Genomic DNA, 25,488 nt, shown 5'->3' on the forward strand with positions numbered 1-25,488 from the left:
ACCATAACTAATCAGATGTATACTCGGCATCCTGTGTCAGTACAAAAGACGTGCCAGCCCTGCTTGACTTTAATATTCCACACGCTCAATACGTTACCATTAAGTGTATTTTCTTGGACAGGCGCAGCACGGATTCGCCAATTGGAGCCGTAAAAATGCACCTTACGCACATTATTTTTCGTAAAGTACGAAATTTGGCAATTCAGAAAGGCCAATATAATTAAACATCTTGTAATTCGCCCGCCGAGCGGAAGATGATAGCTGACGTTTTTTAAGATTGCTCTTTGGAATAAATGGGTAAAAAACAATCCGCTGTTTGTTTTTTCCTTTCTCTTTCCATTTGAAATTCACCAGCAATGGCGGAACGATAAAGCCAGACTTTAACACCTTATCCATAATATCCCAGCCCGCACCGAAGATTTCATCTTTTGGCTTGCACTTATTGGTTTTCACTTGTGCGCGAAAGGCACAACCTGAACATTGAACATCATAGAGGGGGTAATTCGTTGGCAATTGCATCAAAGGCTTGCTACAGTTTGGACATGAAACTAGCCGTATTACCTCACGTTCACCGTCATTACCAGATTTATTGTTTCCGGCATTCATATCATCTGTCTACCATTTCGCCCAGCCCAAATCACACAGAATTATCCCAACTGCCTGAATCGCAAATTCAGCATCTTGTTCAGTCAGTTGTCGTAACTTCCGCTTCTCTTGTTCGGAGTGTTTTCCTCTAGGATGTAACCTCGAAATTATCCGCGCCGCGTTTGCGACAATCTCTAATTTTTCTTCCGCAATTTTATCAGCAAGCCCTCCAAGATCGAGACCAGGATTTACTTTCCCTTTACTCTGAAGGTACTTTGATAATATTGAGGATGCCGCCTCCCGACATCGGTCAACAACTGAATCCGCACCCGCCCGGAATATTTCCTCCTCCAATTTATCAATATACTCAATGACTGATACGCCATCATTCGACAGGATCTTTTCCCTATCTAGTTCAGGTAAAGCGCCGCCGCTCTTTCGAGCGCGCAATGTAATCATTTCATCGCCAATTGCGCTTGTCTCTATATTGACCAGTGTCCAAATAGTAAAACCGTCTTCTGAGCCCAAAAGAAGTACAGGCTGATCTATTTTTAGCAACTTAAGATGATGTCTTAGTCGAATCGATTGAAAAGCATATACATGCTTCCTATTATATGGGCCTATACCAATTTCTGTCCCTAAAGCCGGGTGTGGCCACACATTCCATTGTTGAACTATTGACTGATCGGCCTGATAAATTCTTCCTCTTCGAATCCGGCTAGATAAATCGTAGGTCTCTTCCCTAAAAATAAGGCTCGTTGACGGAAGAACATTATATTTCGCTGGTTGAAATATCGTTTCATGAACAGAAGCAATGGCCACTTGGAGTAATATTGGGCTAGGCCAGACGGGGTGCCCCCAATTTGATTGGGCCTCGTAAACAAGGCTTGTATCTCTATCAATCGCGATATTCATGAAGCAGCCTCATCAAGGATGATACCTTCAACACCATTTTTATTTATCTGTCTTCTGACTTACGATCGGCAAGGGAGATAATCCAAGCGCCCTAAGAAATTCATTGTGGTTATTAGTGGCCCCAACAATTTTCATTTCCAGGTCAACCAGCTCAGCATTTACCACCCCAAGATCAATTTTCTCCTCCGTCATGGCGGTGCTGACATAACGCGAAATATTTAGGTTGAAATCGTTTTTCTCGATCTCCTCCATCAACACACGCCGTGAGTAGCGCGCCTCTTCATTACGGTATTGGTAGGTGCTGACGATCTTGTCGATGTGTTCCGGCAGCAGCTTGTTTTGTCGCTTGCCTTTCTCAAAGTGATCGCTGGCGTTGATAAAGAGCACGTCATCTGGTTTTTTGCACCGTTTCAAAACAAGAATACAAACCGGGATGCCGGTAGAGAAAAACAAGTTTGCAGGCAGACCGATCACGGTGTCGATATGGCCATCTTTTAGCAGCTTGGTGCGGATGCGTTCTTCCGCGCCGCCACGGAACAGCACGCCGTGGGGCAGAATAATCGCCATCACACCGCTATCACTGAGGAAGTGGAAACCGTGCAACAGAAAGGCGAAGTCGGCGGCGGACTTCGGGGCAAGGCCATAGTTCTTGAAGCGAAAATCCTCGCCCAGTGCATCGTTCGGTTCCCAGCGGTAGCTGAAGGGTGGATTGGCGATCACAGCATCGAATTGCATCTTCTTGGCCGGGTTCATCTCATTGAGAATATCCCAGTCGTTAAGCAATGAGTCGCCGTGGTGTATCTCGAACTCGGTATCCTTCACCCCGTGCAGCAGCATGTTCATGCGCGCCAGGTTGTAAGTGGTGATGTTCTTTTCCTGTCCGTAAATCTTTCCGATTGTTCCGCGCTCTTTATGAAGTTGCTTGCGCACATTCAGCAGCAGCGAGCCGGAGCCGCAGGCGAAGTCCAGCACCTTGCTCAGTTTTTTCTTTTTGCCGTTTTTGGGTTCCTGACTGTCCAGCGTGACGATTTCGGAAAGAATGGTGGAGATCTGCTGCGGGGTATAGAACTCGCCCGCCTTTTTGCCGGAACCGGCGGCGAATTCGCCGATCAGGTACTCATAGGCATCGCCCAGGATATCGGTGTCGGTGCTGAATTTCGAAATGCCTTCAGCGATCTTCTGAATGATGGTGCAGAGCTTGGCATTGCGATCTGACGGTTTCTTGCCCAACTTCTCGGAGTGCAGGTTGATTTCCGAAAACAGCCCCTGAAATGTACTCTCGAATGATTTCTCTTCGATGTACTTGAAGCCCTTCCACAAGGTATCCAGCAGGTCTTTGTGGTGCGTGCGCGCCATTTCGGCAACGCTGCTCCAAAGGTGCTGCGGTTCGATCACATAATGCACCTTGAGGCGCATCTGTTTTTCAAAGTCTTCGGCATCTGCGGCGTTCTCTTCGTACCAGATTGCCAGCGGTGCGCGCCGGTCATCCTTTTGAGGTGTGGGATAGTCTTTGCCCAGCTCCTTCTTCGCCGCCATCTCGTAGTTGTCCGAGAGGTAGCGCAAAAACAGGAACGAAAGCATATAGTCGCGAAAGTCGTCGGCATTCATCGCGCCGCGTAATTGGTCGGCGATATCCCAAAGGGTTTTACCGAGTTGGTTGAGTTCTTCTTTGGTCATGGCTTTCCATTCTTCTCGTTAGATGGCGGCAGAGTCTTGGTGTTTTTGGCCAGTTTCTTTTCGTCCGATTTCACCCGCCGCTCCAGTTTTTTCAAATCCTCTTCCGCAGCAAGGCGTTCGGGTTTGATACCGCGCTGCCCCAGCATCTCGCGCACGCTGACATTATTTTGCACATGCTCATCGGTAATGGCGCGCTCGCCTTGCAAATTGGCTTGCTCAACATTGTGGTTGGTCATCTCCGTCGCAAGATTTTTGGCGGCAATCGTCAGGGTGGGCAGAAAGTCTGCCAGCGGACGGCTTTTAACGATGCCGTATTTGTCTTTCATCGCCTGTGTTGTGTGGCCACCGAATAAGGCTTGGTCACCTTGTGAGCGAATACGGCCAAACCCGGCCTCATCCACCCCGCGCTCATAGATGTTTTGCGACAGGGCCTTTTCCGATTCTTTCAGACGGTCGCGCGCTTCCATACGGGCCTGCAAGCGCATACGGTCTTCAATCAGCTCCTGCTTGCGGGTTTGCACTGCAAAATAGCTTTGTGCAAAGGCGATCTCGGGTTTGCGCGGGTCGCCGTTCTGGGCAATCAAATAGCAGGCATAGCGAGTCAGCATGAAGTCATCGATTTCCCGCCTAGCGCCGCTGCCCAACTCGACCATTTTCGTGACGCCACGAAAATGGTCCGAAGCCGCCTGGCCTGTGGCCTCGCAGGATTCCATGGCGCGGTTGATGGCGGTTTGGAAGTTCTCCCAGCGTGCGTAACCCAGCTGCTCCTGCAGGTCGCGGGCAAACCAGAACTCGATACCCTCGGCATCGGCGCGTTGTGCTGCCGCTTCAAGATGTTGGTGCAAAATCTGCAGTTGCTTATCCATGTGATGCCTCTTCAGTCAATTCCGGGAACAACTCTGGATTGAATCGATAGTTCGCCATAAAGTCATTCAATATTTTTTTGAAATACTGCTTGTTCTCTTCCATCATCTCGCGTGGCTCAAACAACGAATAGTTGCCGTGGCTCAGCACGTTGATCAAGCGCGCATGCAGGATGTCATCTTCATCGTCGGCTTCCTGCTTGATACAGGCAGAGAAATTCTTGAAACCATGAAAGGTGGCTGTCTTTTCCAGAATGCTCCGCAGGATATTGAAGTGGTAGGTGTAGAGGCGATCAGTTTCAACAGCTTCGTGGAGTTGCTTGAGCAAGGCGACATGGTGGAAAAATGGGGTCTCGTTGGTATAGCGCAGCGTATAACTGCCAGCACCTTTGTCGCTGTTTAGAAAAAATGGTTGAAGCGGATTTCCCTTTCTGTCATTCAGCGCATTCCACATCACATTGAAAAACAGTGCATGGTGTGACGAAATGACCGCCTTGATTTTGCCGTTGGAATCTTTCAAGAGATGTGCCAAATGGGCGGCCACCGCAATCGCATTATTGTCGTCCAGCGATGAGATGGGATCATCGATATAAATGTATTTAACCCACTCATAGACTTCCTGCCCATCTATGGCCAGTTGGGCGACCGCGAGGAAGAAACACCAGACAAAGATATTCTCTTCCCCGCGCGATACCTTGATTGGAACAGGGTCGCCGTTTTCATCCCGGTCGCGAAAGAAGGTGATTTCCCAATCGCCGTAATTGATGAAAAAGTTAAAGTCCGTATAGCGCGCCAACAGCGGGCCGATCCGGTTTTCCATTTCCAGCTCTTGCAGCCCACCAAAGAAACGCGAGTCGCGGTTCAGGCGCATGACGCGCCGCTCATCATTCTCCAGGTCGTTATCCCAGTAAAAAAGGTCTTCGGTAAAAGCGTTGAAGTAGAGCGTATCCCGCTGAACCTCATCAATGGTTAACGCATCATTTACACTGTCATTGACCGTCATTGGTCTTGTCGTAACAGTTTTACCCAACTCCTTGAATGCCATCGACAGGCGGGTCTTGCCTGTGCCGTTGTAGGCGAATAGCAGGATGTATTTCTTCTCTGCCAGCTTATCGCGCAGGTGGGTGGCGACTGCGTTGATGTCGGCGAAGGTAGCGAGACCATTGCTCATGCGCCCACCTCCTCCATGGCTGGAAAGAGTTGGTGCATCAGGCCTTTTTTATGGGTTTTAAGTACGGTAAATTGTAGGGTCTGCTTTGTCATTGTATCACCCCGCCAAACAAATCTCCCTGAGCAGGTCGTTTGCCTACAAGCCCAGAGGAAACGGTAAATCCACTTAACTCAGAACTTGATAGTGGCACATCAATTTCAGCATCGTTGTAACTTAAGACCCGGATAACCAGGTATTTGACTTTATTGGTCGGGCGTTTGACTATCTGAACACGCATGACATCAGTGGTATGAAGTGGCAGAGCGTCCAATTTAACCTTTTCCCAAAATTTACCAGTTAAGTCCTTGTCGAAATCGAAGGCGTTTTGATTATCCTCAACAATTTCAATTTTTCCGCGCCACGAGCGCTTGCCTTTCCAATCCGGGCTATGCACGATAATATTTGTTTCACCCAGATATAGAAGCTCTTCATCGGGTACCTCTTTGATATACAAATGGAAGTTATTCCGCGGTATAGGAGCAAAATCACCAAGACGAAAAGTATCTATACAATTATCTTTCTGGAACTGGTGGTAAATCTTATTTTTCTGTTTAATACATTCTCGTGGAAATTTTTCTGGAATATCCGCCGCTCTTCTTGTAACAAACTCGTTAACAGCCCGAACAATTTCGGCGTGCCCTTTTTTTGCCCAATCGTCAGCAGTTTCTCCAGTCAGCAAGGTAATAAACGGGCTAGCTCCAATAAAGCTAATCAAAAAAAACAGATTGGTTTTCCAGCCTCCTTCCTCCGGAGTGCCAATCTGTATGTCGATAGCAAGACCAAAAACCTCGGTAATTTCTTTATAAGACTCTATGAAAACAAGAAGTGAATTTGTATTGATTTCATGTTTGCCCTGAAAATTTCCGAAGTGAATTGGCAAGACAAATTCGTTCATGCCGGCACCTCATCCATGGCAGGGAAAAGCTGCTGCATTAGGCCTTTTTTATGTGTCTTGAGGGCTTCGACTTTTTTGGCTTGGGCGGTGATGAGTCCGTCGAGGGAAGAAAGGCAATCGGCGATTTTTTGTTGCTCCGGCAGACCTGGAACATTTATGTTTAGCTTTCTAAGTTGGCTTGAATACAGATGAACAACTGAAATCCCTTGAGCCAGTCGAGCAATCTCTTTCTTTTTGGCGTTGTTCAAGTAATAAGAAAGGAAAACCCCATTCAAGTTTGATCGAATAATATTTAGGTCGCCTCCTAAAGCGATACCACTACTCAAAACGCATGAGGCAGTTGCAATATCTTCCTCAGTTTCGCCAGATGCGGGAATAATCACGTCATTTGCTTCACTGAGAACTAATTCATCAGCTGGCACATCCGTGTAAGATATAACGGTTTCTATTGTCTCATTGTAATGAGTATAGAGTTCCCCATATCTAATACATGGCTGTTTGCCATTCGGCGATATATCTGATTTAGAAACACCCTTACCTTTTGAAAAGGTCGCCACTTTTTCAAGTGGCTTTTCTTCCCACCCTCCCGCCCCTCGAAACTCTGGAAAGCGGCGTTGGGGGGTGGTTTTGCCTTCAGCGGGGAAGAGTTGTTGCATCAGGCCTTTTTTATGGGTCTTGAGGGCGTCGAGTTTTTGGGTTTGGGCGGTGATCAAATCGTCGACGGAAGTGAGGCAATTGGCGATTTTTTGTTGTTCACCTAACTCAGGAAGCGAGACTGTAAGCCTCAGGAAGTCTTTTTTGTTTAACACCCTATTTCTCCCGGCACCGCCGGGAGAAATAACACCGAGTTTGTAAATAAACTGCTTATCAAGAATTACGTATCGAAAGAATTCTGGAATCGCTACTTTTCTTTTGAAGACAAATGTTGGAAAGCGATGAGAAACAAGAGCGCCTGCATCGGCTTGTTGCGCAATGGCAATCGCCCCTTCCCAAGCAAACGTGATGTTTACAATCAAGTCATCAGCGCAGACCTCATAGAGATACTCCATCGCGTTCTTTTCAGGATTTTTGAGATGTTTTAAAAAAGTGCCTTTCCCATGGCTACGTATCCCCAATCCCAAGTAATGATCAACGGGTTTTTTTCTTTCTCGAACAACGGGAGAAAGTGCATCTTCTAACGGCTTGTTTTTCCATTCCGTCGCGTCCCGAAACTCAGTAAAGCGGCGCACCGGCACCAGTGCCTTTTTACTTTGCTTACTCATACGCATTCAACCCCGATATTTCGCGCCCGCCCGCAAGTTTTTGCAGATAGGGCACCAAGTCTGCCATCAAGGCCAGTTCGGCTTCACGCCGCGCTTTCCAACCCAGCCCTAGGGGGCTAAGCAGGTCGGTGAGCTGTTCGCCGTCGAATATCATGCGGCTCATGATGGCATCGACAAAGGCTTGCAGCGCCGCGGATTGCAGGCCGTGCTTGTTGGCGATGTTGGACAGGTCGGCGGCGGCCTTTTGCGCCTTGAAGGTCTGATAGCCTGCGCGAATCTCTTTTTCATTGAGTGCTTCGCCGGTTTTCAGGCTGTTGATATAGGCGATGATGTCTTCGCGCTCTTCCATCAGATTGGCGTTGGCGCTGATCAGCTCAATGAGCTGGGCGCGGGTCATCTTTTGCTTGCCGGTTTTCTGCGTGGATTTAGCAATCAGCCCCATGATGTAGTCGTAGTCGATGAGGCTGGAGGCGAACAGCACCAGGTCGAATTCCAGTTGTTGCACCTCTGGCCCCGCCTCATCGCCTTTGCCCTGTTTGCGCTTGAGTTCCAGCGCGGTGTCAAGGTAGGCAGCCTTGAAGCTGCGCAGGGTGTCGGTGGGCAGTTTCTGCTCGATGGTCTGTTTGCTCTGGTCATCGAGGTCGGTGTATTGCTCCAGTTGGGTCTTGAGCTTTTGCACTTCTTTAAAGTGGTTGATGAATTCCGCCTTGGCGGTGTCGCCCTTGAGGTTGACCACTTGCGAGGGTTCGCAGGGCAGCCCTTTGGCGGCCATAAAGGTTTCCAGCTTGCCCACGGCGGCTTGGTATTTTTCCACCACCTTGGGGGCGGGATCGACCAGCCAGATTTCCCGCGCGCGGTCTATGGCTGCGCCGGAAAAGAGTTTGATGGCGTCGTCTACTTCGATCTCCTGATAGCGGAAGTCGAGGATGTTGCCCCAGGGCTTGCTGTCGTTGAGCACGCGGTTGGTGCGCGACAGGGCCTGGATCAGGCCGTGGTGTTTGAGGTTTTTATCCACGTACAGGGTGTTGAGGTATTTGGAGTCGAAGCCGGTAAGCAGCATGTCCACCACGATGGTGATGTCGATCTTGTTTTGGCGCGGGTAGTCAGCGTTGCTGTACTTCTGATCCTTGATGCGCTGCTGCACGTCCTGATAGTAGAGGTCGAATTCGTTAATGGTGTGATTGCTGCTGTATTGGAGGTTGTAGTCGTCAATAATGGTTTTGAGCGCGGCTTTCTTTTGCTCCGGCTCTTGTTTGTTGTCTTCCTTTTCCTGTGCCAGGTCTTCCTGTAGCTGCTGCACGTCTTTGTTGCCTTCTGCCGGTGGCGAGAAGACACAGGCGATGTGCAGCGGCTCGAAGGTTTCATCTTCGGCCTGTTTTGTTGCCTGCATGGTTTTGAATAGCTCGTAGTATTCAATGGCGTTGTTGATGGAGGCCGTGGCCAGTATCGCGTTAAAGCGGCGATGGTCGGTGGCGCTGTCGTGCTTTTGCAGTATGGCGTTGATGACGGCATCCGGCGGCGGTGTTTGTCCCTTCTTTGGTTTCTTATCCCCCTCCTTGCCAAAGTAGTCGATGTGGAAACTCAGTACGTTTTTGTCATCAATGGCGTGGGTGATGGTGTAGGCGTGCAGCTCTTTTTCAAAGATGTCTTTGGTGGTTATGAATGAGCCGACATTGCCATCAATCTGCTGATAGGTGGCGTTCTCGTCAAAGATCGGTGTGCCGGTAAAGCCGAACAGTTGCGCCCTGGGGAAGAACTCTTTGATGGCCTTGTGGTTGTCGCCGAACTGGGAGCGGTGGCATTCGTCGAAGATAAAGACAACGCGCTTGTCACGCATGGGTTCGAGGCGTTCCTTGTAGGTCTGTTTGCCCTCTTTCTGTTTTGCCTTGTTGCGTTTGCTGTTTTCGTCCAGCGCCAGACCCAGCTTCTGGATGGTGGTGACGATCACCTTGTCGGCGTAGTCGTCCGACAGCATGCGGCGCACCATGGCTTCGGTGTTGGTGTTGTGCTCGACACAGCCCTCCTGGAATTTGTTGAATTCCTCGCGGGTCTGGCGGTCGAGGTCTTTGCGGTCCACCACGAACATGCATTTTTCGATGTCGGGGTTGTCCTTCAGCAAGGTGGAGGCCTTGAACGAGGTGAGCGTCTTGCCGCTGCCGGTGGTGTGCCAGATATAGCCGTTGCCGCGATTCTGGTGGATACATTCAACAATGGCCTTGACCGCATAGATTTGGTAGGGGCGCATGATGAGAATTTTTTGCTCACTCTGCACCAGAACCATGTAGCGGCTGATCAAGCGGCCCAGGCTGCATTTTTCGAGGAAGTCGTCGGCAAAGTCGTGCAGGTGGGCGATTTTGTTGTTTTTTTCATCGGCGTGCTGGTAAATGGGCAAAAAGCGTTCTTCGGCGTTGAAGCTGAAGTGCTGGTTGCGGTTATTGGCGAAGTAGCGGGTGTCGCTTTCATTGCTGACGATGAACAACTGCATGAAACAGAGCAGCGAGTTGGTGTAGCCGTTGCCGGGGTCGTTCTTGTAATCGACAATCTGCTCCATGGCGCGGCGCGGGCTGATTTGCAGGGATTTCAGCTCGATCTGCACCATCGGCAAGCCGTTGATCAGGAGGATAACGTCGTAGCGATGATGGCTGTTGTCGGTATTGATGCGAAGCTGGTTGATGACCTCGAACTCGTTCTTGCACCAGTCCCGGATATTGACCAGCATGTATTCCAGTGGGGTGCCATCTTCGCGGACAAATTTTCCCTTCTCGCGCAAGGCCTGAGAAGCGGTGAAGACATCGGTGGTGATGATCTCGTCGCGCAGACGGGCGAATTCGGCGTCGGTGAGGTGGACGCGATTGAGGGCCTCGAACTTCTGGCGGAAGTTTTGCTCAAGGGCGGCCTTGTCGCGGATGTCGTCGCGGTAGGTGTATTTGAGATCGGTTAGCTTGGCGATCAGGCTTTGTTCGATCTGGTGTTCTGTTGTCATACATCTGCCCTAATGGAGCTTTGCCCCAATAACACTGTCGGCAAAATAAACCTCAGAAGCATATCAGCTTTATAATCAAATGGATAAAAATAGGCCGGGCAGGTCTCTGCACACCTCTCACGGATGGCGACGCCTAAGGACTCAAACAGGTTGATGCGCTTTTTGTCCTGCACGATCCAGCCAGCGGCGATCAATTTTTGATCGATCGCTTCACGGGTAATCGCCTCGTTTTGGGTGTGCTCGGGTGGTGTCATATTCCCCAGTTTCGATTCTTGCCCTTCTTCGCTTTTTGGGCGACACAAGCTTTTAGATCATACTTATTAGGGTTGTGTTGGTAAACCTGTATTTTTAGGCAACTTTTCGGTTAAACGCTGTCACGACGCCACTCCGGCGAGCATGTTCATGATGAGGCGTATTACGATCTCTTTGTCCTTTGGGTCGGATTCTGCCACGAGTAGTGCTACGCCTTAGAGTGCGGACTGGATCGCGGTCATTCCAGTCACCGAAATAGCCCGCTCGTCGCAAAACAGGACGATGATGCGATTTTGCGTGACACGTTGGATTGGCCGATGCTGCTAATCTTCAAGGCTCAAACTCCGGCATTGCACGCCGGATGAATTCATCGAATAACGGCACGGTAAATGCCATCTCGCCATGGGTAGGGCTATAGACCATACCCTTTTTTATGAGGCTGGCTCGCACCGGGCCTAGCGTAGTAATCTTCTCACGCAAGTTGTCGGCGATATCTCCCGTTCGGTAGGGCCCGGGACCAAGCTCTGCCATGGCGCGCAAATACTGCTTCTCCCTGGGCGTGAGGCGATCAAACCGCACCCGAAAGAAGTTCTCATCGAGGCGTTTACTCACCACATTCGTGGTTTGAAGCACGTCTTGCAGGGTGATCGGCGAGACTGTTGCATGATTCCACACTTGGTAGCCCCACTCCTGCAGAAAATAGGGATAGCCTTTGGTCATCCGGTAAATTTCGTACAGGGCGGTGGGCTCAATCGACTCACCAGCCGCTTCAATTGGCTCCCGAAGTGCTTTAGCGGCATCCGTCTCCGCCAGCGGTCCAACGTCTGGAAAATTGAACAATCGTTCTGCGTAAGACTTCGACTCTCCTGCCAGCCCGGGAAGAATCGCAAGACCCGCACCGATGAGCACCAAGGGAAGCTGGCGCTGCTGCATCTTATGCATGGCCATGATCAACGCACTCAACTCTGACGTATTCAGATACTGAAGCTCGTCGATCAGGATGACCACGGCGGAGCCGCGTTCTTCCGCAGCCTCGGCAACCGCAGTAAAAAGATTGGGCAGATCCACTTCGAGATCGCCACTATCCGCGGCACCGGACTCAGGTTCGATATCGACGCCGATATCGATCTCGCCCACCTTGATCCGAATGGCGCCAACAAAGTTCTTGAGCACAGCGAGTCCGCGCCGCGCCTTGTTCCCCGCCCCGGCGAGCCTATCAAGCTCGAACAACAGACGGCGCAGATGTGGTGCCAGCAGTGCAGCCAGCGACTTGCCCTGATGGGCCTCCACCAGAATGGTGCGATAGCCGTCATCTCGGGCCAATCGCTCTATTTCATTGAGCAGCACGGTTTTCCCGACCCCGCGCAGCCCCGTCAGAAGCAGACTCTTTTCCGGGCGCCTGGCGCGCATCCTCCCCAGCAGCACGCGGGCCTGTTCGAGGATGCTGTCCCGACCGGCCAACTCTGGCGGAGGCGAGCCTGCGCCGGGGGAGAAAGGGTTGCTGATTCTGTCCATGCCGTTCAACCTATATCAATTTATTCACGTTTATACGCCAACGATCGTATAAATTCAAATAAATCCCTATAAACTAGGCTTTGCCTTTTTGGCGGCATAAGCCTTTGAATCATATTTAATTTAAGGATACTCTGATTAATTCCTTCGGCGTCATTCCCGCCCCCGATCGGAGTCGAGGGCAAGCTCCAGCGGGAATCCAGTCACTCATTGAATTAAAAGCTGTAGATTCCGGGTCTGCGCTGCACTTCGCCCGGAACGACGAATTAATCAGAGGTTCCTTAAGTTGGTAAACGCTTATGTTTTTAGGCCACTTTTCGGTTATGCCACCACCCCGGCGAGCATGTTCATGATCAGGCGTATCACGATTTCTTTGTCCTTGGGGTCTGATTCTGCCACCAGCAGCGCCAGAGCGGCCAAGCCTACGTCATTCATCACTAGCTCGCCGTTACGGAACAACTGTCCGTTGCGGTTCAGGAAATCCACGAACAAGAACGATCCGATACGTTTGTTGCCGTCGCTGAATGGATGGTTCTTGATGACAAAATACAGCAGGTGGGCGGCCTTGGATTCTATGCTGGGATACGCGGGCTCACCGAACACGCTTTGTTCCAGATTACCGAGAATCGATACGAGCCCCGCTTCGCGAACTTGGCCGAATAATGCAGTTGCTTCCTTGCGCGCTATGAGGTTCTGCTTTAATTCAACAATCGCGGCCTCCGCTTCGACTTGGGAAGGTAACACCCCGCCGGCAATACCCTTGGGTTCGGTTAACAGCCCCTCGTCATAGCGTTGCAGCAGTAGGAAGGTTTGGGTGTAGCGGGCGATGACATCCACCAATCCCCGCCCCTGTTCGGTGGTGAGCACTTCCCCGGCAGCGGCTTTGCGCACGAGCGACAATGCTGCTTCTAGCTCGCGGGCGTTTTGCTCAAAGCGTTGGCGATTGAGTGTGTAGCCGCGGGTTAGGTGTTCCTTCAAAATCCGGGTGGCCCACTGGCGAAAATGCACACCCTCACGGGATTTAACGCGGTAGCCGACTGAAATAACAACATCGAGGTTGTAGAACTTGACGGGCTTATCCGAACCGGCAATGTGCAAATTTTGCACATTGCTTTCTTCCTCTAACTCACCATCACCGAACGCGTTTCGGAGATGCTTGGTAATGACGGACCGCTCACGTCCAAAAAGCTCGCTAAGCTGTGCCTGATTCAGCCACACAGTTTCCCGGTCCACCCGTACCTCGATAGTCCCACCGGGGCCCTCGTAAATTGCAATGTCCGTCATTGTATAACCCTCCCTGTTAATCAAGCGGTAATCTATTGTTATTACTATATTTTTAGCTGCTATACCTTTCAGGCCATACCGAATGAGGCTGGCTCGGTAAACGTGTATTTTCAGGTCACTTTTCGGCCAACACACCAGCGATTCTACCCGTTTCTTGACCAAAGAACGACCGTTCTATAGACTGATTTTCATGAATAACGATGACCTCTACCTGAGCAAGCTCCAGGACTATTACGCCACGCATAAGGTGCTGCCGCCCTATTCCACCTTGATGCAGCTGGTGGGGTTTCGCTCCAAGAGTCCGGTGGCGGCGTTGGTGGGCCGGTTGAAACTGGCGGGATTTTTGGAATCGACGCCGGATAAGCGGCTGCGGCCGGGCAAGCGGTTTTTCGAGCGGCCGATTTATGAAAGCGTGCGGGCGGGCTTTCCCAGTCCGGCGGCGGATGCGCAGCATGATGCACTGACGATTGATGATTATCTGGTGGAGCATCCTTCGCAAACGGTGTTGGTGACGGTGAAGGGTGATTCGATGATCGGTGCCGGGATTCACAGCGGCGATGTCGTGGTGGTGGAAAAAGGCGCACCGGCGAAGCTGGGCGACATTGTGATCGCACTGGTCGATAACGAGTTTACGTTGAAATATCTCGATAAGGAAAATGGCAAGTATGTGTTGCGTCCGGCGAATCTTGCGTATCCGGTGATTCATCCGCGGGGTGAAATGGAAGTGTTTGGCGTGGTGGTGGGTCAGTTTCGTAAGTACGTGCGCTGAAAAATTCCTTTAGTACCTTCTCCCTCAGGGAGAGGGAATGTTTCGACTTCAGCGAAGTAATCAAAATGAGTTCCGATTCATGCTTATTTCCGACTAGCCCAATGCCGTGGCCTACGTGGACGCTGATTGTTTTTTTACCTCTTGTGAAGTGGCGCGGCGGCCGGAGTTGCTTGCGTCGCCGGGTGTATGATGTCGAGTCACTCTCGCAGATACTGTTATCTACGAGACTGAATCCCAATGTATTGATGCTGTATAAATACAATGTCTTACTGTGTTAACAGTACGTTTATATCGAAAAAAGGGTTTTATTAAGCATCGGAAGAAGGGCTGGAACGGATTGCTCTTCTCCGAATTTATACCCGCCGCCGATACCGCCCCACCACATCATATAACGCTTGGGTAATCTGCCCGAGGGTACAGTCCTTGGAGGCGTCCATCAATACGGCGAAGGTGTTACCGCCTTCAGTGACGACGGTCTTAATGCGTTCGATGGCATCTGCGGATGCACGTGTGTGGTATTGTTTGAACTCAGTGACGGTGTCGATCTGGGCCTGTTTTTCGGTTTCGTCGGAGCGGATCAGTTTGGCGGATTGTACGGCGGCATCCCTCTCGGTATGCGACAAGAAGGTGTTAACACCCACAATTGGCAGGCGGCCATCGTGTTTGCGTTGCTCATAGTACAGGCTTTCATCCTGAATCTTACCGCGCTGATAAAGCGTTTCCATTGCACCTAGAACACCGCCACGTTCGGACAGCCGCTGGAATTCTTGGTACACCGTTTCCTCGACCAGATCGGTCAGCTTATCGATAATGAATGAGCCTTGATTGGGATTTTGATTGAAGTTCAGCCCGAGCTCGCGATTGATGATCATTTGAATCGCCAGCGCTCGGCGCACGGATTCTTCTGTGGGCGTAGTAAGCGCCTCATCATAGGCGTTGGTATGCAAACTATTGCAGTTATCATAAATCGCATATAACGCTTGAAGTGTTGTACGAATATCGTTGAAGCCCAAGGTTTGCGCATGCAGGGTACGGCCTGATGTCTGGATGTGATATTTCAATTTCTGGCTGCGCTCATTGGCATTGTAGATATCACGCATCGCACGTGCCCAAATCCGGCGCGCGACGCGGCCGATGACGGCATATTCCGGGTCCATGCCGTTGCTGAAGAAGAAACTCATTTGCGGGGCGAAGTCATCGACCTTCATGCCACGAGCCAGATAATATTCTACTAGTGTGAACCCATTGGCGAGTGTGAATGCAAGTTGCGTGACAGGATTTGCACCGGCCTCTGCAATGTGATAACCGCTGATCGATACGCTGTAATAATTACGGACATTGTTGGCGATAAAATATTCCTGAATATCGCCCATCATGCGCAGGCCAAGCTCCAGCGGGAAGATGCATTCATTTTGGGCTTGGTCTTCTTTCAGGATATCCGCCTGCAGAGTGCCACGAATCACTTTCAGCGTTTCACTGCGAATCTTCTGGTAAACATCCGCCGCTACCAGTTGATCGCCCGTGACGCCGAGCATGCCTAAGCCGAGACCATCATTGCCTGGTGGCAAATCACCTTGATAGTGCGGTCGAGCCTGATCTTTATAAAGTTTGGCGATTTTCTTCTCGGCCTGTGCCCACTGCCCGTTGGCGCGCAGATATTTTTCCACTTGCTGATCAATTGCCGTATTCAAAAACCAGGCAAGGATGATGGGTGCCGGGCCGTTGATGGTCATAGAAACTGAGGTTGAAGGTTGGCAAAGATCAAAGCCGGAATAGAGCTTCTTCATGTCATCAAGATTGGTGATCGAAACGCCCGACATACCGATGCGGCCATAAATATCAGGGCGCGGTGCGGCGTCTTCGCCATAAAGCGTGATCGGATCAAAGGCGGTGGAAAGACGAATCGATTTCTGGCCCAAGGCCAGATAATGGAAACGCCGATTGGTGCGCTCGGGCGTACCCTCACCGGCAAACATACGGGTGGGATCTTCTTCTTCACGGCGGTAAGGGAAAACACCGGCAGTATACGGATAGGCGCCGGGCAGATTTTCCTTCAATAAAAAGCGCAGCTGTTCGCCCCAGTTTTCATAGTCCGGCACGGCGATCTTGGGAATCTGTAACCGGCTCAGACTCTCCACATAATTATCGCCGCTGAACTCCTGACCACGAACGCTATAGCTGTAATGCTCGGCCTGCATGCTAGCCTTGATTTCCGGCCATTGTTGTAACAATGACATGGATTCATCTGTCAACTGCGCTAGGGCGGCATTATATTTACCCCGTAGGGCGGCGAGTGTCTTGTCCTTTTCCTTGTCGATTTCAGCGTCTGGATATCGCGCCAGCGGTTGGGGTAAAGCACGATCTGCCAGCGCCTCTAATGTTTGATAAAAACTGTAGGCCTGCGCCACTGTGCTCACTTGTTGTTCAATAGTATTTCCCTGCGCTAAACCATTTTCACTGATTTGCGCCAGATAATGAGTTCGATGTGGTGGAATCAGGCCGCTATCTGATTGTGTTGTATGCTGGGCAAGTGGCAGTTCGATTCCGTTGGCTAGAGACCAGACCCCTGCTTGTCCTGGCAATTGGCTCAAGCGATCACAAAGGCCGATGAGCAACTGTTGAATACCTGGATCATGCCAATTGCTGGCCACGGTGGCATACACCGGCACTTCATTGTCGCCAAGCTTGAATGCCTTGTGATCACGCCGCCATTGGCGGCGAATATCGCGCAACGCATCCTGCGCGCCACGCTTGTCGGATTTGTTCAAGACCACGATATCGGCATAGTCGAGCATTTGAATCTTTTCCAACTGACTCGGTGCGCCGTATTCATTGGTCATCACATACAGGGATAAATCAACTTGCTCAACGATGCCAACATCGGCCTGACCAATACCGGCAGTTTCCACCAGGATCAAGCCATAGCCTAGTGATTTCAGGAAGGCGATACAGTCGTTGAGTTTGTCGCTAATCGCAAAATTACGGCGTCGCGTCGCCATCGACCGCATATAGAGCCGTTCATTGCCGAGACTGTTAAGCCGGATCCGGTCACCGAGTAATGCACCTCCGCTCTTGTCACGGGTGGGGTCAATCGCTAGTATCGCGATGTGCAGATCGGGGAAACAATGCAGCAGATAATGCAGCAATTCATCCATAACACTGCTCTTACCGGCGCCACCGGTGCCGGTAATCCCAACCACGGGCACAGGACGAATCGTAGCGTTGGGTCTGGGCAGATGTTTGGCCGTGATCTCTCCCTGCTCAATCATCGTTAACCATTGGCCAATGGCGAAATGATCGTCAAGCGTAAATTTCTGTTCCAGTTTTCGGAGCTGCACTGCAAGCTGCGTGCGCTTCAGGATATCCTGCCCCATGCCTTCCAGCCCGAGCTGGCGCCCTTCTTCCGGGCTATAAATCTTTTCGACGCCATATTTTTCCAGCGCTGCGGCCTCATCGGCGGTAATCGTGCCGCCACCGCCGCCAAAGACACGGATACGTTCAGCACCGGCTTGCCGGAGGCGATCAATTAAATATTGGAAAAATTCAACATGCCCGCCCTGATAGGAACTGATGGCGATGCCATCGACGTCTTCCTGTAAGGCAGCCCGCACAATCTCATCGACACTGCGATTGTGGCCGAGGTGTACCACCTCCGCCCCTTGATCCTGAAGGATACGGCGAATGATATTGATCGCCGAATCGTGCCCATCAAAGATGGAGGTCGCCGTGATAAAACGTAAGGGAATGACTGGCAGACTGGATTTCGACTTGCCCTTCGTTTTAACTATCCTTTTCATGGCGCTCCTTTGATTTTTTAATTCAAACTATTTGGTCTTCATATATAGTATTTCGGTTTAGAGCCGTTTATTAATTAGCGTAGATATTGAAAATTAATACCATTGTAATTAAATTGTTTATTAATCTACTGAAAAATGCGATGCGCCACTCAGCGCGTTTTTCAGCAGGTTGATACAACATGGACAGGTACCCTAACAATGGCAACACTTCCTAAATATTTCTTATAGACCAAACCTTGGTGAGGTAACCCATGGCCACCGATAGCATTGTCATCGTCGCTGCCAAACGCACTCCGATTGGCGCCCTCATGGGCCAGTTTGGCGATTTGAGCGCTCCTGAGCTGGGAGCGGCCGCCATACGCGCCGTTTTGGCCAGTTCCGGACTCAAGGCAGAGGAAATCGACGAAGTGTTGTTTGGCTGCGTGTTGCCCGCCGGCCTGGGCCAGGCTCCGGCACGTCAGGCAGCCCTTAAGGCAGGGTTACCCGTGGCCACACCCTGCACCACAGTCAATAAGGTTTGCGGCTCGGGGATGAAGGCTGTCATGCTCGGCTTCGACGCTATCGCGGCTGGATCAGCCAAAATTGTGTTAGCAGGCGGCATGGAATCAATGAGCAACGCGCCCTATCTGGTACAAAAAGCGCGCCAGGGTTTGCGTTTTGGCCACGCCGAATTTCTCGATCACATGTTGTATGACGGTTTGCAGAACGCCTATGACGGTCAACCGATGGGCATGTTCGCCGAACGTTGTGTTGAGAAATTTAAATTCAGCCGTGAACAACAAGATGTCTATGCCGCTGAATCAGTCACCCGCGCATTAGCCGCCAGTAATGGCGATGCCTTCCACGATGAGATTACACCGGTAACAGTGACCACACGCAAAGGTGAGCAGGTCATCGATAAAGACGAGACGCCGTTCAAGTGCGACATAAGCAAGATTCCAAAGCTCAAGCCAGCGTTCCGGCCGAAGGATGGCACCGTCACAGCGGCGAGCTCAGCGTCGATCTCCGATGGTGCAGCGGCGGTGATCTTGATGTTGGAAAGTGAGGCCAACGCGCGTGGTATTAAACCATTGGCACGAATTGTGGCATACGCCAGCCATGCCATGGCGCCGGAAGATTTCACCATTGCGCCGATTTCCGCCGTGCAGAAGGTTTGCCAAAAGGCGGGCTGGCAAGATAAAGACATCGATCTTTATGAGATCAACGAGGCCTTTGCTGCGGTGGCGATGGCCGCGATTCACGAATTGAAACTTGATCGTGCCAAGGTCAATGTCAACGGTGGTGCTTGCGCCTTGGGTCATCCAATTGGAGCTACCGGCACTCGCATCCTGGTAACCTTGCTACATAGCTTGGCTAAGCGTAATCTGAATCGAGGTGTGGCTTCGTTATGCATTGGTGGTGGCGAGGCGACAGCGATTGCTATCGAGAGAATCAGCTAGCGGAATCAGACATGGCCGTCATCAAATCAAAAATTGACATTCACTCGGAAAAGTTCTCCGAAAATGCGGCTTACATGCGGTTACAGGTAGATGACTTGAAGGAAAAGCTGGAACAAGTCTCTATCGGTGGTTCAGTACAAATGCGCGAAAATCACATCAAGCGCGGCAAGCTGCTGGTACGTGATCGCATCCGCACCCTACTCGATCTCGATAGCTTGTTTATGGAATTCTCGGCCCTCGCCGCCCATGGCATATACGGTAATGACGTGCCGAGTGCGGGCATCATCACGGGTATCGGCCTCGTACATGGCCAGGAAGTCGTTATCGTCGCCAACGATGCCACAGTCAAAGGCGGAACTTACTATCCATTGACGGGCAAGAAACACCTCCGCGCCCAGGAAATCGCCGAGCAAAATCGCCTGCCCTGCATTTACCTCGTCGACTCAGGTGGCGCTTTTTTACCAATGCAGGATGAGGTTTTTCCAGATCGCGATAACTTTGGCCGCGTTTTTTATAACCAGGCACGCATGTCAGCCAAAGGAATTCCCCAAATTGCAGTGGTCATGGGTTCATGCACTGCGGGCGGCGCTTATGTGCCGGCAATGTCCGATGAAGCGGTGATCGTCAAAAATCAAGGCACTATTTTTCTTGGAGGTCCGCCGCTGGTTAAAGCGGCAACAGGTGAAATTGTCGATGCCGAAGCATTGGGTGGTGCCGACGTGCACACGCGTATTTCCGGCGTCACCGATCACCTTGCAGACAACGATCAGCATGCACTCCATCTCACCCGAGATATCATCGCCAACCTCAATTGGCAAAAAACAAGTCAGCTTAAACGTCGTGAAGCAGTGGAACCACTTTACGATGCAATAGAACTTTACGGCATCGTTTCTCACGATTTACGGGTGCACTATGATATACGTGAGGTAATTGCCAGAATTGTTGATGGCTCTGAGCTGCATGAATTTAAACAGATGTTCGGTCAAACACTCGTCTGTGGCTTCGCTCATATTCACGGTTATCCAGTCGGTATTATCGCCAATAATGGCATTCTTTTTTCCGACTCCGCGCTCAAAGGCACGCATTTTATTGAACTTTGCAACAAGCGAAAAATTCCGCTCGTCTTTTTGCAAAATATTTCCGGCTTTATGATCGGCAAAAAATATGAGCATGAAGGGATCGCAAAACACGGCGCCAAGATGGTCGCGGCTGTTTCCTGCGCTGAAGTACCCAAATTCACAGTCATCATCGGCGGCTCGTTTGGCGCCGGTAATTACGCCATGTGTGGTCGCGCCTATGGCCCCCGCCAGTTATGGATGTGGCCCAATGCCCGCATCTCGGTGATGGGCGGTGAAACGGCCGCCAATCTACTGAATCAAGTAAAAAAGGACAGCATGGAGCGCCAAGCTAAATCTTGGAGCGAAGACGATGCAGAAGGCTATATGAACGCCACGCGCGATCAATTCGCCACCCAGAGCCATCCTTATTACGCCACTGCCCGGTTGTGGGACGATGGCATCATTGATCCAATCCAGACACGGGATTATTTAGGCATGGGTATCGCTGCAGCGTTGAATGCCCCTATTCCTGATACACACTATGGCATCTTCAGGATGTAGATTGACATGACGACTCAAATCATCATTGATCGCACCCCCAATGGTGTTTACACCCTCTGCCTCAACCGGCCCGATCGCCACAACGCCTTCAATGCCGAATTGATTGATGAATTGCTGACTGCCTTGCAACAAATCCATGCGGATGCCGATGCGCGGGTTTTGATTGTTACTGGCAAAGGAAAATCGTTCTCGGCCGGGGCCGATCTGGATTGGATGCGTGGCTCGGCGCAATATAATGCAGTCAAAAATCGTGCTGATGCCAATAAACTCGCGCAATTGATGCGCACCATCTACGAGCTCAAGGTTCCCACCATCGCCCGTGTTAACGGCCCGGCCTATGGTGGTGGTTTAGGATTGATCGCCTGCTGCGATATCGCCATTGCAGCGGCAAGCGCCCAATTCGCGTTTACCGAAGTGCGGCTTGGTTTGGTGCCGGCGGTAATCGCGCCCTACGTTTTACAGGCCATCGGTCTGCGCCAATCGAGAAGATATTTTTTGAGCGCAGAGCCATTTACCAGCACGGAGGCGCATCATATTGGTCTGATACACGAAGTTGCTGCTGATGACAAACTCGATGAGCGAGTTCAGCATCAAGCCGGCCATCTGCTCAAGGCGGGGCCGATTGCCTTGCAACAATGCAAACGCATGCTGCAACAAATAACGGGCAATAGTCATAATGAACGCGAACTGGTGGAATTGATCGCCCATCTCCGCACCTCACCTGAAGCACAACAAGGCATGACGGCATTCTTCGACAAACGACAACCGCCCTGGATTAAATAAGGCGGATCACGATGACTCTGCCCCATCGCGTCAAGATCGTTGAAGTCGGACCCCGCGACGGCCTGCAAAACGAAGTCACAGCCATAGATACCGCCACCAAGGTGGAATTTATCAATCAATTATCGGCCACTGGCCTGTCCGTTATCGAAGCGACCAGCATGGTTAACCCCAAGTGGGTGCCACAACTCGCCGATGCTGAAGCGGTATTCAGCCAAATCAAGCGCCATGCCGGTGTTTCCTACCCGGTGCTGATACCCAATCTTCAAGGTCTGGAACGCGCTATCGCTGTTGGTGCTGATCATGTCGCGGTATTTACTGCGGCCTCAGAGACTTTCAATCAGAAGAACATCAATTGCTCCATTGACGAGTCGCTGCAACGATTTGAACCGGTCATGGCCTTAGCGAAAGCCAACAACATTCAGGTGCGTGGCTATATCTCCTGCGTGCTGGGTTGCCCCTATGAAGGCAAAATAAATCCCGAAAAGGTGGCTAACGTCGCCACGAGACTCCATACCTTAGGCTGCGCGGAAATCTCGCTTGGCGATACCATTGGCGTTGGCACGCCACTACAAGCACAAGATATACTGCGTCGAGTGAGCAAGCATGTACCAATGCATGAATTAGCAGTGCATTTTCACGATACGCGTGGTCAAGCGCTGGCCAATATTTACGCATGCCTGCAACTGGGTATTGCGACGATCGACACCTCGGTTGCCGGCCTGGGTGGCTGCCCTTACGCCAACGGCGCCACAGGCAATGTCGCAACTGAAGATGTTATCTACATGTTGCATGGGATGGGGATCGAGACCGGTGTTGATCTCGCAGCGCTAATCAAGGCCGGGCATTTCATTTGTGAAAAACTTGGCCGCCCTATAAACAGTAAACTTGGACGCATAGGATTACCATCATGAACTTCAATCAATGCAAGGCAATTGTCACTGGCGGCGCCTCTGGCCTCGGCCTGGCGGTTTCAAAAACAATCATCGCCAATGGCGGCGAGGTTGTTGTGCTCGATATCCATCCCGAACGTAACGCCACCACGGTCTCTGCGCTGGGATCAAAGGCGCATTTCATCGCCACGGATGTCACCTCGGAAAAAGCTGTGGATAACGCCGTTACCGAAGCGGCAAAAAGAATGGGCACTATTACGCTTGCTGTCAATTGCGCGGGCATTGCCCCTGCCCGCCGGGTACTAGCGAAGGATGGGCTGATCAGCACGATGGAATTTGAACAGGTGATCAAGATCAATCTCATCGGCACCTTCACGGTCTGTCGCGCGGCTGCCAATGTCATGCAACACAATGAACCCAGCGGCGCCAGTCAGGAGCGAGGTGTGATTATCAACACTGCATCTGTCGCTGCCTTTGAGGGGCAGATTGGACAAGCTGCTTACTCTGCTTCCAAAGGTGGCGTGGTCAGTATGGCGCTGCCGCTGGCGCGTGAATTTGCCCGCATTGGTGTGCGGGTGATAACCATTGCCCCCGGCTTATTTGAAACCCCGATGTTTGACACCTTGCCGGTCGAGGCGCGCACCGCACTGGCTGTTAATATCCCGTTCCCGAATCGGTTGGGACATCCGCAGGAATTCGCCGATCTGGTACGCCATATCTATGAAAACCCCATGCTTAACGGCGAAGTGATACGACTGGATGGGGCTCTGCGCATGCAGCCCAAATGAACGACCGTGAGTCACCTCTATGGCGACCTTCGCCTGAGCGCATTGCTCAGGCGAACATGACACGCTTCATTGAATTTATACGTCATGAGACAGCACTAGCGATTTCTGATTATCCGGCGTTATATCAGTGGTCCATCGAACACCCAGAAATGTTTTGGCCCGCCGTATGGCGCTTTTGCGATATCAAGGCCTCACAACCATGGCGTAACGTGCTCCAACAGCCCGCGACCATGCCTGGCGCCCTCTGGTTTGAAGGTGCGCGCCTTAGCTTCGCAGAAAATCTCCTGCGCCGCCGTGATGATAAAGCCGCAATAATTTTTTGGTCAGAGGATTATCAGCGTCGCAGTCTTTCCTATGCCGAACTCTATTCGGCCGTTGCCAAACTGGCTGCCGCAATGCGCGCAGCCGGGATAAAAGTTGGGGATCGAGTTGCCGGTTATTTACCTAATCTACCGGAAACCATCATCGCCATGCTCGCCACCACCAGTATTGGTGCCATCTGGTCGTCATGCTCGCCTGATTTTGGTGTCACCGGCACTGTCGAGCGATTTTCCCAAATCGAACCAAAACTTTTATTCTGCGCTGATGGCTATTACTTTAAAGGCGGCCGACACGATTCACTGGCGCGCATTGCCGAGATAGTCCAATCGCTGCCTACCTTAAAACGTGTGATTGTGATCCCCTACCTGGATGCCATGCCTGACAGTCAGGCGATTCGCAATGGAACGCACTACCAGGATTTCATCAACGGTATCACGGAAACCGAAATTGTCTTCGAACAACTCCCCTTCGATCACCCGCTCTATATCCTCTACTCCTCTGGCACCACCGGCTTGCCAAAATGTATTGTCCACGGCGCTGGTGGCACATTGATACAACATTTAAAAGAATTGATACTGCACACGGACCTCAAGACGGACGACCGCATTTTTTATTACACCACCTGTGGCTGGATGATGTGGAATTGGCTGGTCAGTAGCCTGACAACAGGCGCTACGGTCTTGCTCTATGATGGGTCGCCTTTCCATCCTCATACTGAAATCCTGTTTGATTACGCCCAACAAGAAAACATGAGTATTTTCGGCACCAGCGCCAAATATCTCTCCGCACTGGAAAAGAGTGGCGCGCTTCCAGGTAAACACTATAATCTGAACCGGCTCAAAGCCATGTTATCGACCGGCTCGCCGCTAGCACCGGAATCATTTGAGTTTGTCTATCGCGAGATAAAGTCCGATTTGCAACTCTCATCCATCTCCGGCGGTACCGATATTGTTTCCTGCTTCGCCCTCGGCAATCCGCTGCTACCCGTCTATCGCGGAGAATTACAATGCCGTGGCCTGGGTATGAAGGTGGCCATTTACGATGAGAATGGCAAACCGATACGTGGGACCGCCGGAGAACTGGTCTGCGAGGCGCCTACTCCTTCGATGCCCATTTATTTCTGGAACGATCCTGATGGTAAGCGTTATCGCTCTGCGTATTTTGAGCGCTTTCCAGGCATTTGGGCCCACGGCGATTATGCTGCACTCACTAAGCACGATGGCCTGATCGTCCATGGCCGTTCGGATACCGTCTTGAATCCCGGCGGGGTACGCATCGGCACCGCTGAAATTTATCGCCAAGTGGAGAAATTGCCAGAAGTCATGGAAAGCATCGCCATTGGCCAGGAGTGGCGCGATGATGTTCGAATTATACTTTTTGTTAAACTCCGTGAGGACATGAAACTCACAGAGGAGCTTAGCAACCGCATCAAGGCCACGATCCGGAGCAACACCACACCGCGCCATGTACCTGCTAAAATCATTCAAGTGACGGACGTTCCGCGCACCATCAGTGGCAAGATCGTCGAACTGGCGGTGCGCAACATTGTCCACAATCGACCAGTGACTAACATTGAGGCGCTGGCTAACCCAAAGGCGCTCGATTTATACAAAAACTTATCCGAGCTACAAACAGATTGAGTGA

General features: G+C 51.2%; 19 protein-coding genes. 7 read left to right on the top strand and 12 right to left on the bottom strand.

What is annotated here, in order from left to right:
• Positions 1-171: 171 nt before the first annotated feature.
• The 11 genes from HY272_09400 to HY272_09450 form a co-directional block, all read right to left on the bottom strand.
• Complete coding sequence (locus HY272_09400) at positions 172-606, bottom strand: hypothetical protein (protein MBI3772900.1); 435 nt, start codon at positions 604-606, stop codon at positions 172-174.
• 9 nt (positions 607-615) lie between these two features.
• On the bottom strand, positions 616-1,500 hold the full coding sequence (locus HY272_09405; protein MBI3772901.1) for a hypothetical protein: 885 nt from the start codon (positions 1,498-1,500) through the stop codon (positions 616-618).
• Between the two features lie 39 nt (positions 1,501-1,539).
• A complete protein-coding gene (locus HY272_09410; protein MBI3772902.1) occupies positions 1,540-3,177 on the bottom strand; it encodes a type I restriction-modification system subunit M in 1,638 nt (545 codons plus the stop codon).
• On the bottom strand, positions 3,174-4,043 hold the full coding sequence (gene dinD / locus HY272_09415) for a DNA damage-inducible protein D (GenBank protein ID MBI3772903.1): 870 nt from the start codon (positions 4,041-4,043) through the stop codon (positions 3,174-3,176). The genes HY272_09410 and dinD overlap by 4 nt, the downstream gene beginning before the upstream one ends.
• The gene (locus tag HY272_09420; protein ID MBI3772904.1) at positions 4,036-5,211 is read right to left on the bottom strand and encodes an AAA family ATPase; all 1,176 of its coding nucleotides are present in this window, start codon (positions 5,209-5,211) and stop codon (positions 4,036-4,038) included. The genes dinD and HY272_09420 overlap by 8 nt, the downstream gene beginning before the upstream one ends.
• Before the next feature lie 88 nt (positions 5,212-5,299).
• Positions 5,300-6,145 (bottom strand): hypothetical protein, encoded by an 846-nt coding sequence (locus HY272_09425; GenBank protein MBI3772905.1) that lies wholly within the window; start codon positions 6,143-6,145, stop codon positions 5,300-5,302.
• Positions 6,142-7,407, bottom strand: coding sequence for a restriction endonuclease subunit S (locus HY272_09430; GenBank protein MBI3772906.1), 1,266 nt, complete (start codon positions 7,405-7,407; stop codon positions 6,142-6,144). The genes HY272_09425 and HY272_09430 overlap by 4 nt, the downstream gene beginning before the upstream one ends.
• The gene (locus tag HY272_09435; GenBank protein ID MBI3772907.1) at positions 7,400-10,390 is read right to left on the bottom strand and encodes a type I restriction endonuclease subunit R; all 2,991 of its coding nucleotides are present in this window, start codon (positions 10,388-10,390) and stop codon (positions 7,400-7,402) included. The genes HY272_09430 and HY272_09435 overlap by 8 nt, the downstream gene beginning before the upstream one ends.
• Positions 10,387-10,644 carry a hypothetical protein gene (locus HY272_09440; GenBank protein MBI3772908.1) on the bottom strand — a complete coding sequence of 86 codons (258 nt, stop codon included), beginning with the start codon at positions 10,642-10,644 and terminating at the stop codon, positions 10,387-10,389. Before HY272_09440 ends, HY272_09435 begins: the two co-directional genes overlap by 4 nt.
• 328 nt (positions 10,645-10,972) lie before the next feature.
• Positions 10,973-12,157, bottom strand: a complete 1,185-nt coding sequence (locus HY272_09445; GenBank protein ID MBI3772909.1) for an ATP-binding protein — start codon at positions 12,155-12,157, stop codon at positions 10,973-10,975.
• A 318-nt stretch (positions 12,158-12,475) separates the two neighbouring features.
• The gene (locus HY272_09450; GenBank protein MBI3772910.1) at positions 12,476-13,438 is read right to left on the bottom strand and encodes a virulence protein RhuM/Fic/DOC family protein; all 963 of its coding nucleotides are present in this window, start codon (positions 13,436-13,438) and stop codon (positions 12,476-12,478) included.
• Positions 13,439-13,628: 190 nt separating this feature from the next.
• Between HY272_09450 and umuD the strand changes: the two genes are divergently transcribed.
• Positions 13,629-14,207, top strand: coding sequence for a translesion error-prone DNA polymerase V autoproteolytic subunit (gene umuD / locus HY272_09455; protein MBI3772911.1), 579 nt, complete (start codon positions 13,629-13,631; stop codon positions 14,205-14,207).
• A 353-nt stretch (positions 14,208-14,560) separates the two neighbouring features.
• Here umuD and HY272_09460 read toward each other — a convergent pair whose 3' ends face one another.
• The gene (locus tag HY272_09460) at positions 14,561-18,004 is read right to left on the bottom strand and encodes a methylmalonyl-CoA mutase family protein (GenBank protein MBI3772912.1); all 3,444 of its coding nucleotides are present in this window, start codon (positions 18,002-18,004) and stop codon (positions 14,561-14,563) included.
• A gap of 251 nt (positions 18,005-18,255) precedes the next feature.
• On the opposite strand from HY272_09460, the gene HY272_09465 reads away from it, so the two are divergent.
• Genes HY272_09465 through HY272_09490 form a run of 6 tightly spaced genes read left to right on the top strand, consistent with a single transcriptional unit; the run spans position 18,256 to position 25,484 of the window.
• Positions 18,256-19,443 carry a thiolase family protein gene (locus tag HY272_09465; protein ID MBI3772913.1) on the top strand — a complete coding sequence of 396 codons (1,188 nt, stop codon included), beginning with the start codon at positions 18,256-18,258 and terminating at the stop codon, positions 19,441-19,443.
• An 11-nt stretch (positions 19,444-19,454) separates the two neighbouring features.
• Positions 19,455-21,062: a methylcrotonoyl-CoA carboxylase gene (locus HY272_09470; protein ID MBI3772914.1), complete on the top strand. Its 1,608-nt coding sequence runs from the start codon at positions 19,455-19,457 to the stop codon at positions 21,060-21,062.
• A gap of 6 nt (positions 21,063-21,068) precedes the next feature.
• Positions 21,069-21,845: an enoyl-CoA hydratase/isomerase family protein gene (locus HY272_09475; protein MBI3772915.1), complete on the top strand. Its 777-nt coding sequence runs from the start codon at positions 21,069-21,071 to the stop codon at positions 21,843-21,845.
• A gap of 11 nt (positions 21,846-21,856) precedes the next feature.
• Positions 21,857-22,756: a hydroxymethylglutaryl-CoA lyase gene (locus HY272_09480; protein ID MBI3772916.1), complete on the top strand. Its 900-nt coding sequence runs from the start codon at positions 21,857-21,859 to the stop codon at positions 22,754-22,756.
• Positions 22,753-23,523: an SDR family NAD(P)-dependent oxidoreductase gene (locus HY272_09485; GenBank protein MBI3772917.1), complete on the top strand. Its 771-nt coding sequence runs from the start codon at positions 22,753-22,755 to the stop codon at positions 23,521-23,523. The genes HY272_09480 and HY272_09485 overlap by 4 nt, the downstream gene beginning before the upstream one ends.
• The gene (locus tag HY272_09490; protein ID MBI3772918.1) at positions 23,520-25,484 is read left to right on the top strand and encodes an acetoacetate--CoA ligase; all 1,965 of its coding nucleotides are present in this window, start codon (positions 23,520-23,522) and stop codon (positions 25,482-25,484) included. The genes HY272_09485 and HY272_09490 overlap by 4 nt, the downstream gene beginning before the upstream one ends.
• The last annotated feature ends 4 nt before the right edge of the window (positions 25,485-25,488 follow it).

It is taken from the genome of Gammaproteobacteria bacterium, from assembly GCA_016200485.1.
Taxonomy (GTDB): Bacteria; Pseudomonadota; Gammaproteobacteria; order Tenderiales; family Tenderiaceae; genus JACQEP01.

Bases quoted from the DNA above. Each gene is read 5' to 3' on its own strand.
- HY272_09470 (MBI3772914.1), top strand. From the start codon at position 19,455: ATGGCCGTCATCAAATCAAAAATTGACATTCACTCGGAAAAGTTCTCC.
- HY272_09445 (MBI3772909.1), bottom strand. From the start codon at position 12,157: ATGGACAGAATCAGCAACCCTTTCTCCCCCGGCGCAGGCTCGCCTCCG.
- HY272_09435 (MBI3772907.1), bottom strand. From the start codon at position 10,390: ATGACAACAGAACACCAGATCGAACAAAGCCTGATCGCCAAGCTAACC.
- HY272_09450 (MBI3772910.1), bottom strand. From the start codon at position 13,438: ATGACGGACATTGCAATTTACGAGGGCCCCGGTGGGACTATCGAGGTA.
- dinD (MBI3772903.1), bottom strand. From the start codon at position 4,043: ATGGATAAGCAACTGCAGATTTTGCACCAACATCTTGAAGCGGCAGCA.
- HY272_09405 (MBI3772901.1), bottom strand. From the start codon at position 1,500: ATGAATATCGCGATTGATAGAGATACAAGCCTTGTTTACGAGGCCCAA.
- HY272_09425 (MBI3772905.1), bottom strand. From the start codon at position 6,145: ATGAACGAATTTGTCTTGCCAATTCACTTCGGAAATTTTCAGGGCAAA.
- HY272_09430 (MBI3772906.1), bottom strand. From the start codon at position 7,407: ATGAGTAAGCAAAGTAAAAAGGCACTGGTGCCGGTGCGCCGCTTTACT.
- HY272_09475 (MBI3772915.1), top strand. From the start codon at position 21,069: ATGACGACTCAAATCATCATTGATCGCACCCCCAATGGTGTTTACACC.
- HY272_09460 (MBI3772912.1), bottom strand. From the start codon at position 18,004: ATGAAAAGGATAGTTAAAACGAAGGGCAAGTCGAAATCCAGTCTGCCA.
- HY272_09400 (MBI3772900.1), bottom strand. From the start codon at position 606: ATGAATGCCGGAAACAATAAATCTGGTAATGACGGTGAACGTGAGGTA.
- HY272_09420 (MBI3772904.1), bottom strand. From the start codon at position 5,211: ATGAGCAATGGTCTCGCTACCTTCGCCGACATCAACGCAGTCGCCACC.
- umuD (MBI3772911.1), top strand. From the start codon at position 13,629: ATGAATAACGATGACCTCTACCTGAGCAAGCTCCAGGACTATTACGCC.
- HY272_09485 (MBI3772917.1), top strand. From the start codon at position 22,753: ATGAACTTCAATCAATGCAAGGCAATTGTCACTGGCGGCGCCTCTGGC.
- HY272_09480 (MBI3772916.1), top strand. From the start codon at position 21,857: ATGACTCTGCCCCATCGCGTCAAGATCGTTGAAGTCGGACCCCGCGAC.
- HY272_09440 (MBI3772908.1), bottom strand. From the start codon at position 10,644: ATGACACCACCCGAGCACACCCAAAACGAGGCGATTACCCGTGAAGCG.
- HY272_09490 (MBI3772918.1), top strand. From the start codon at position 23,520: ATGAACGACCGTGAGTCACCTCTATGGCGACCTTCGCCTGAGCGCATT.
- HY272_09465 (MBI3772913.1), top strand. From the start codon at position 18,256: ATGGCCACCGATAGCATTGTCATCGTCGCTGCCAAACGCACTCCGATT.
- HY272_09410 (MBI3772902.1), bottom strand. From the start codon at position 3,177: ATGACCAAAGAAGAACTCAACCAACTCGGTAAAACCCTTTGGGATATC.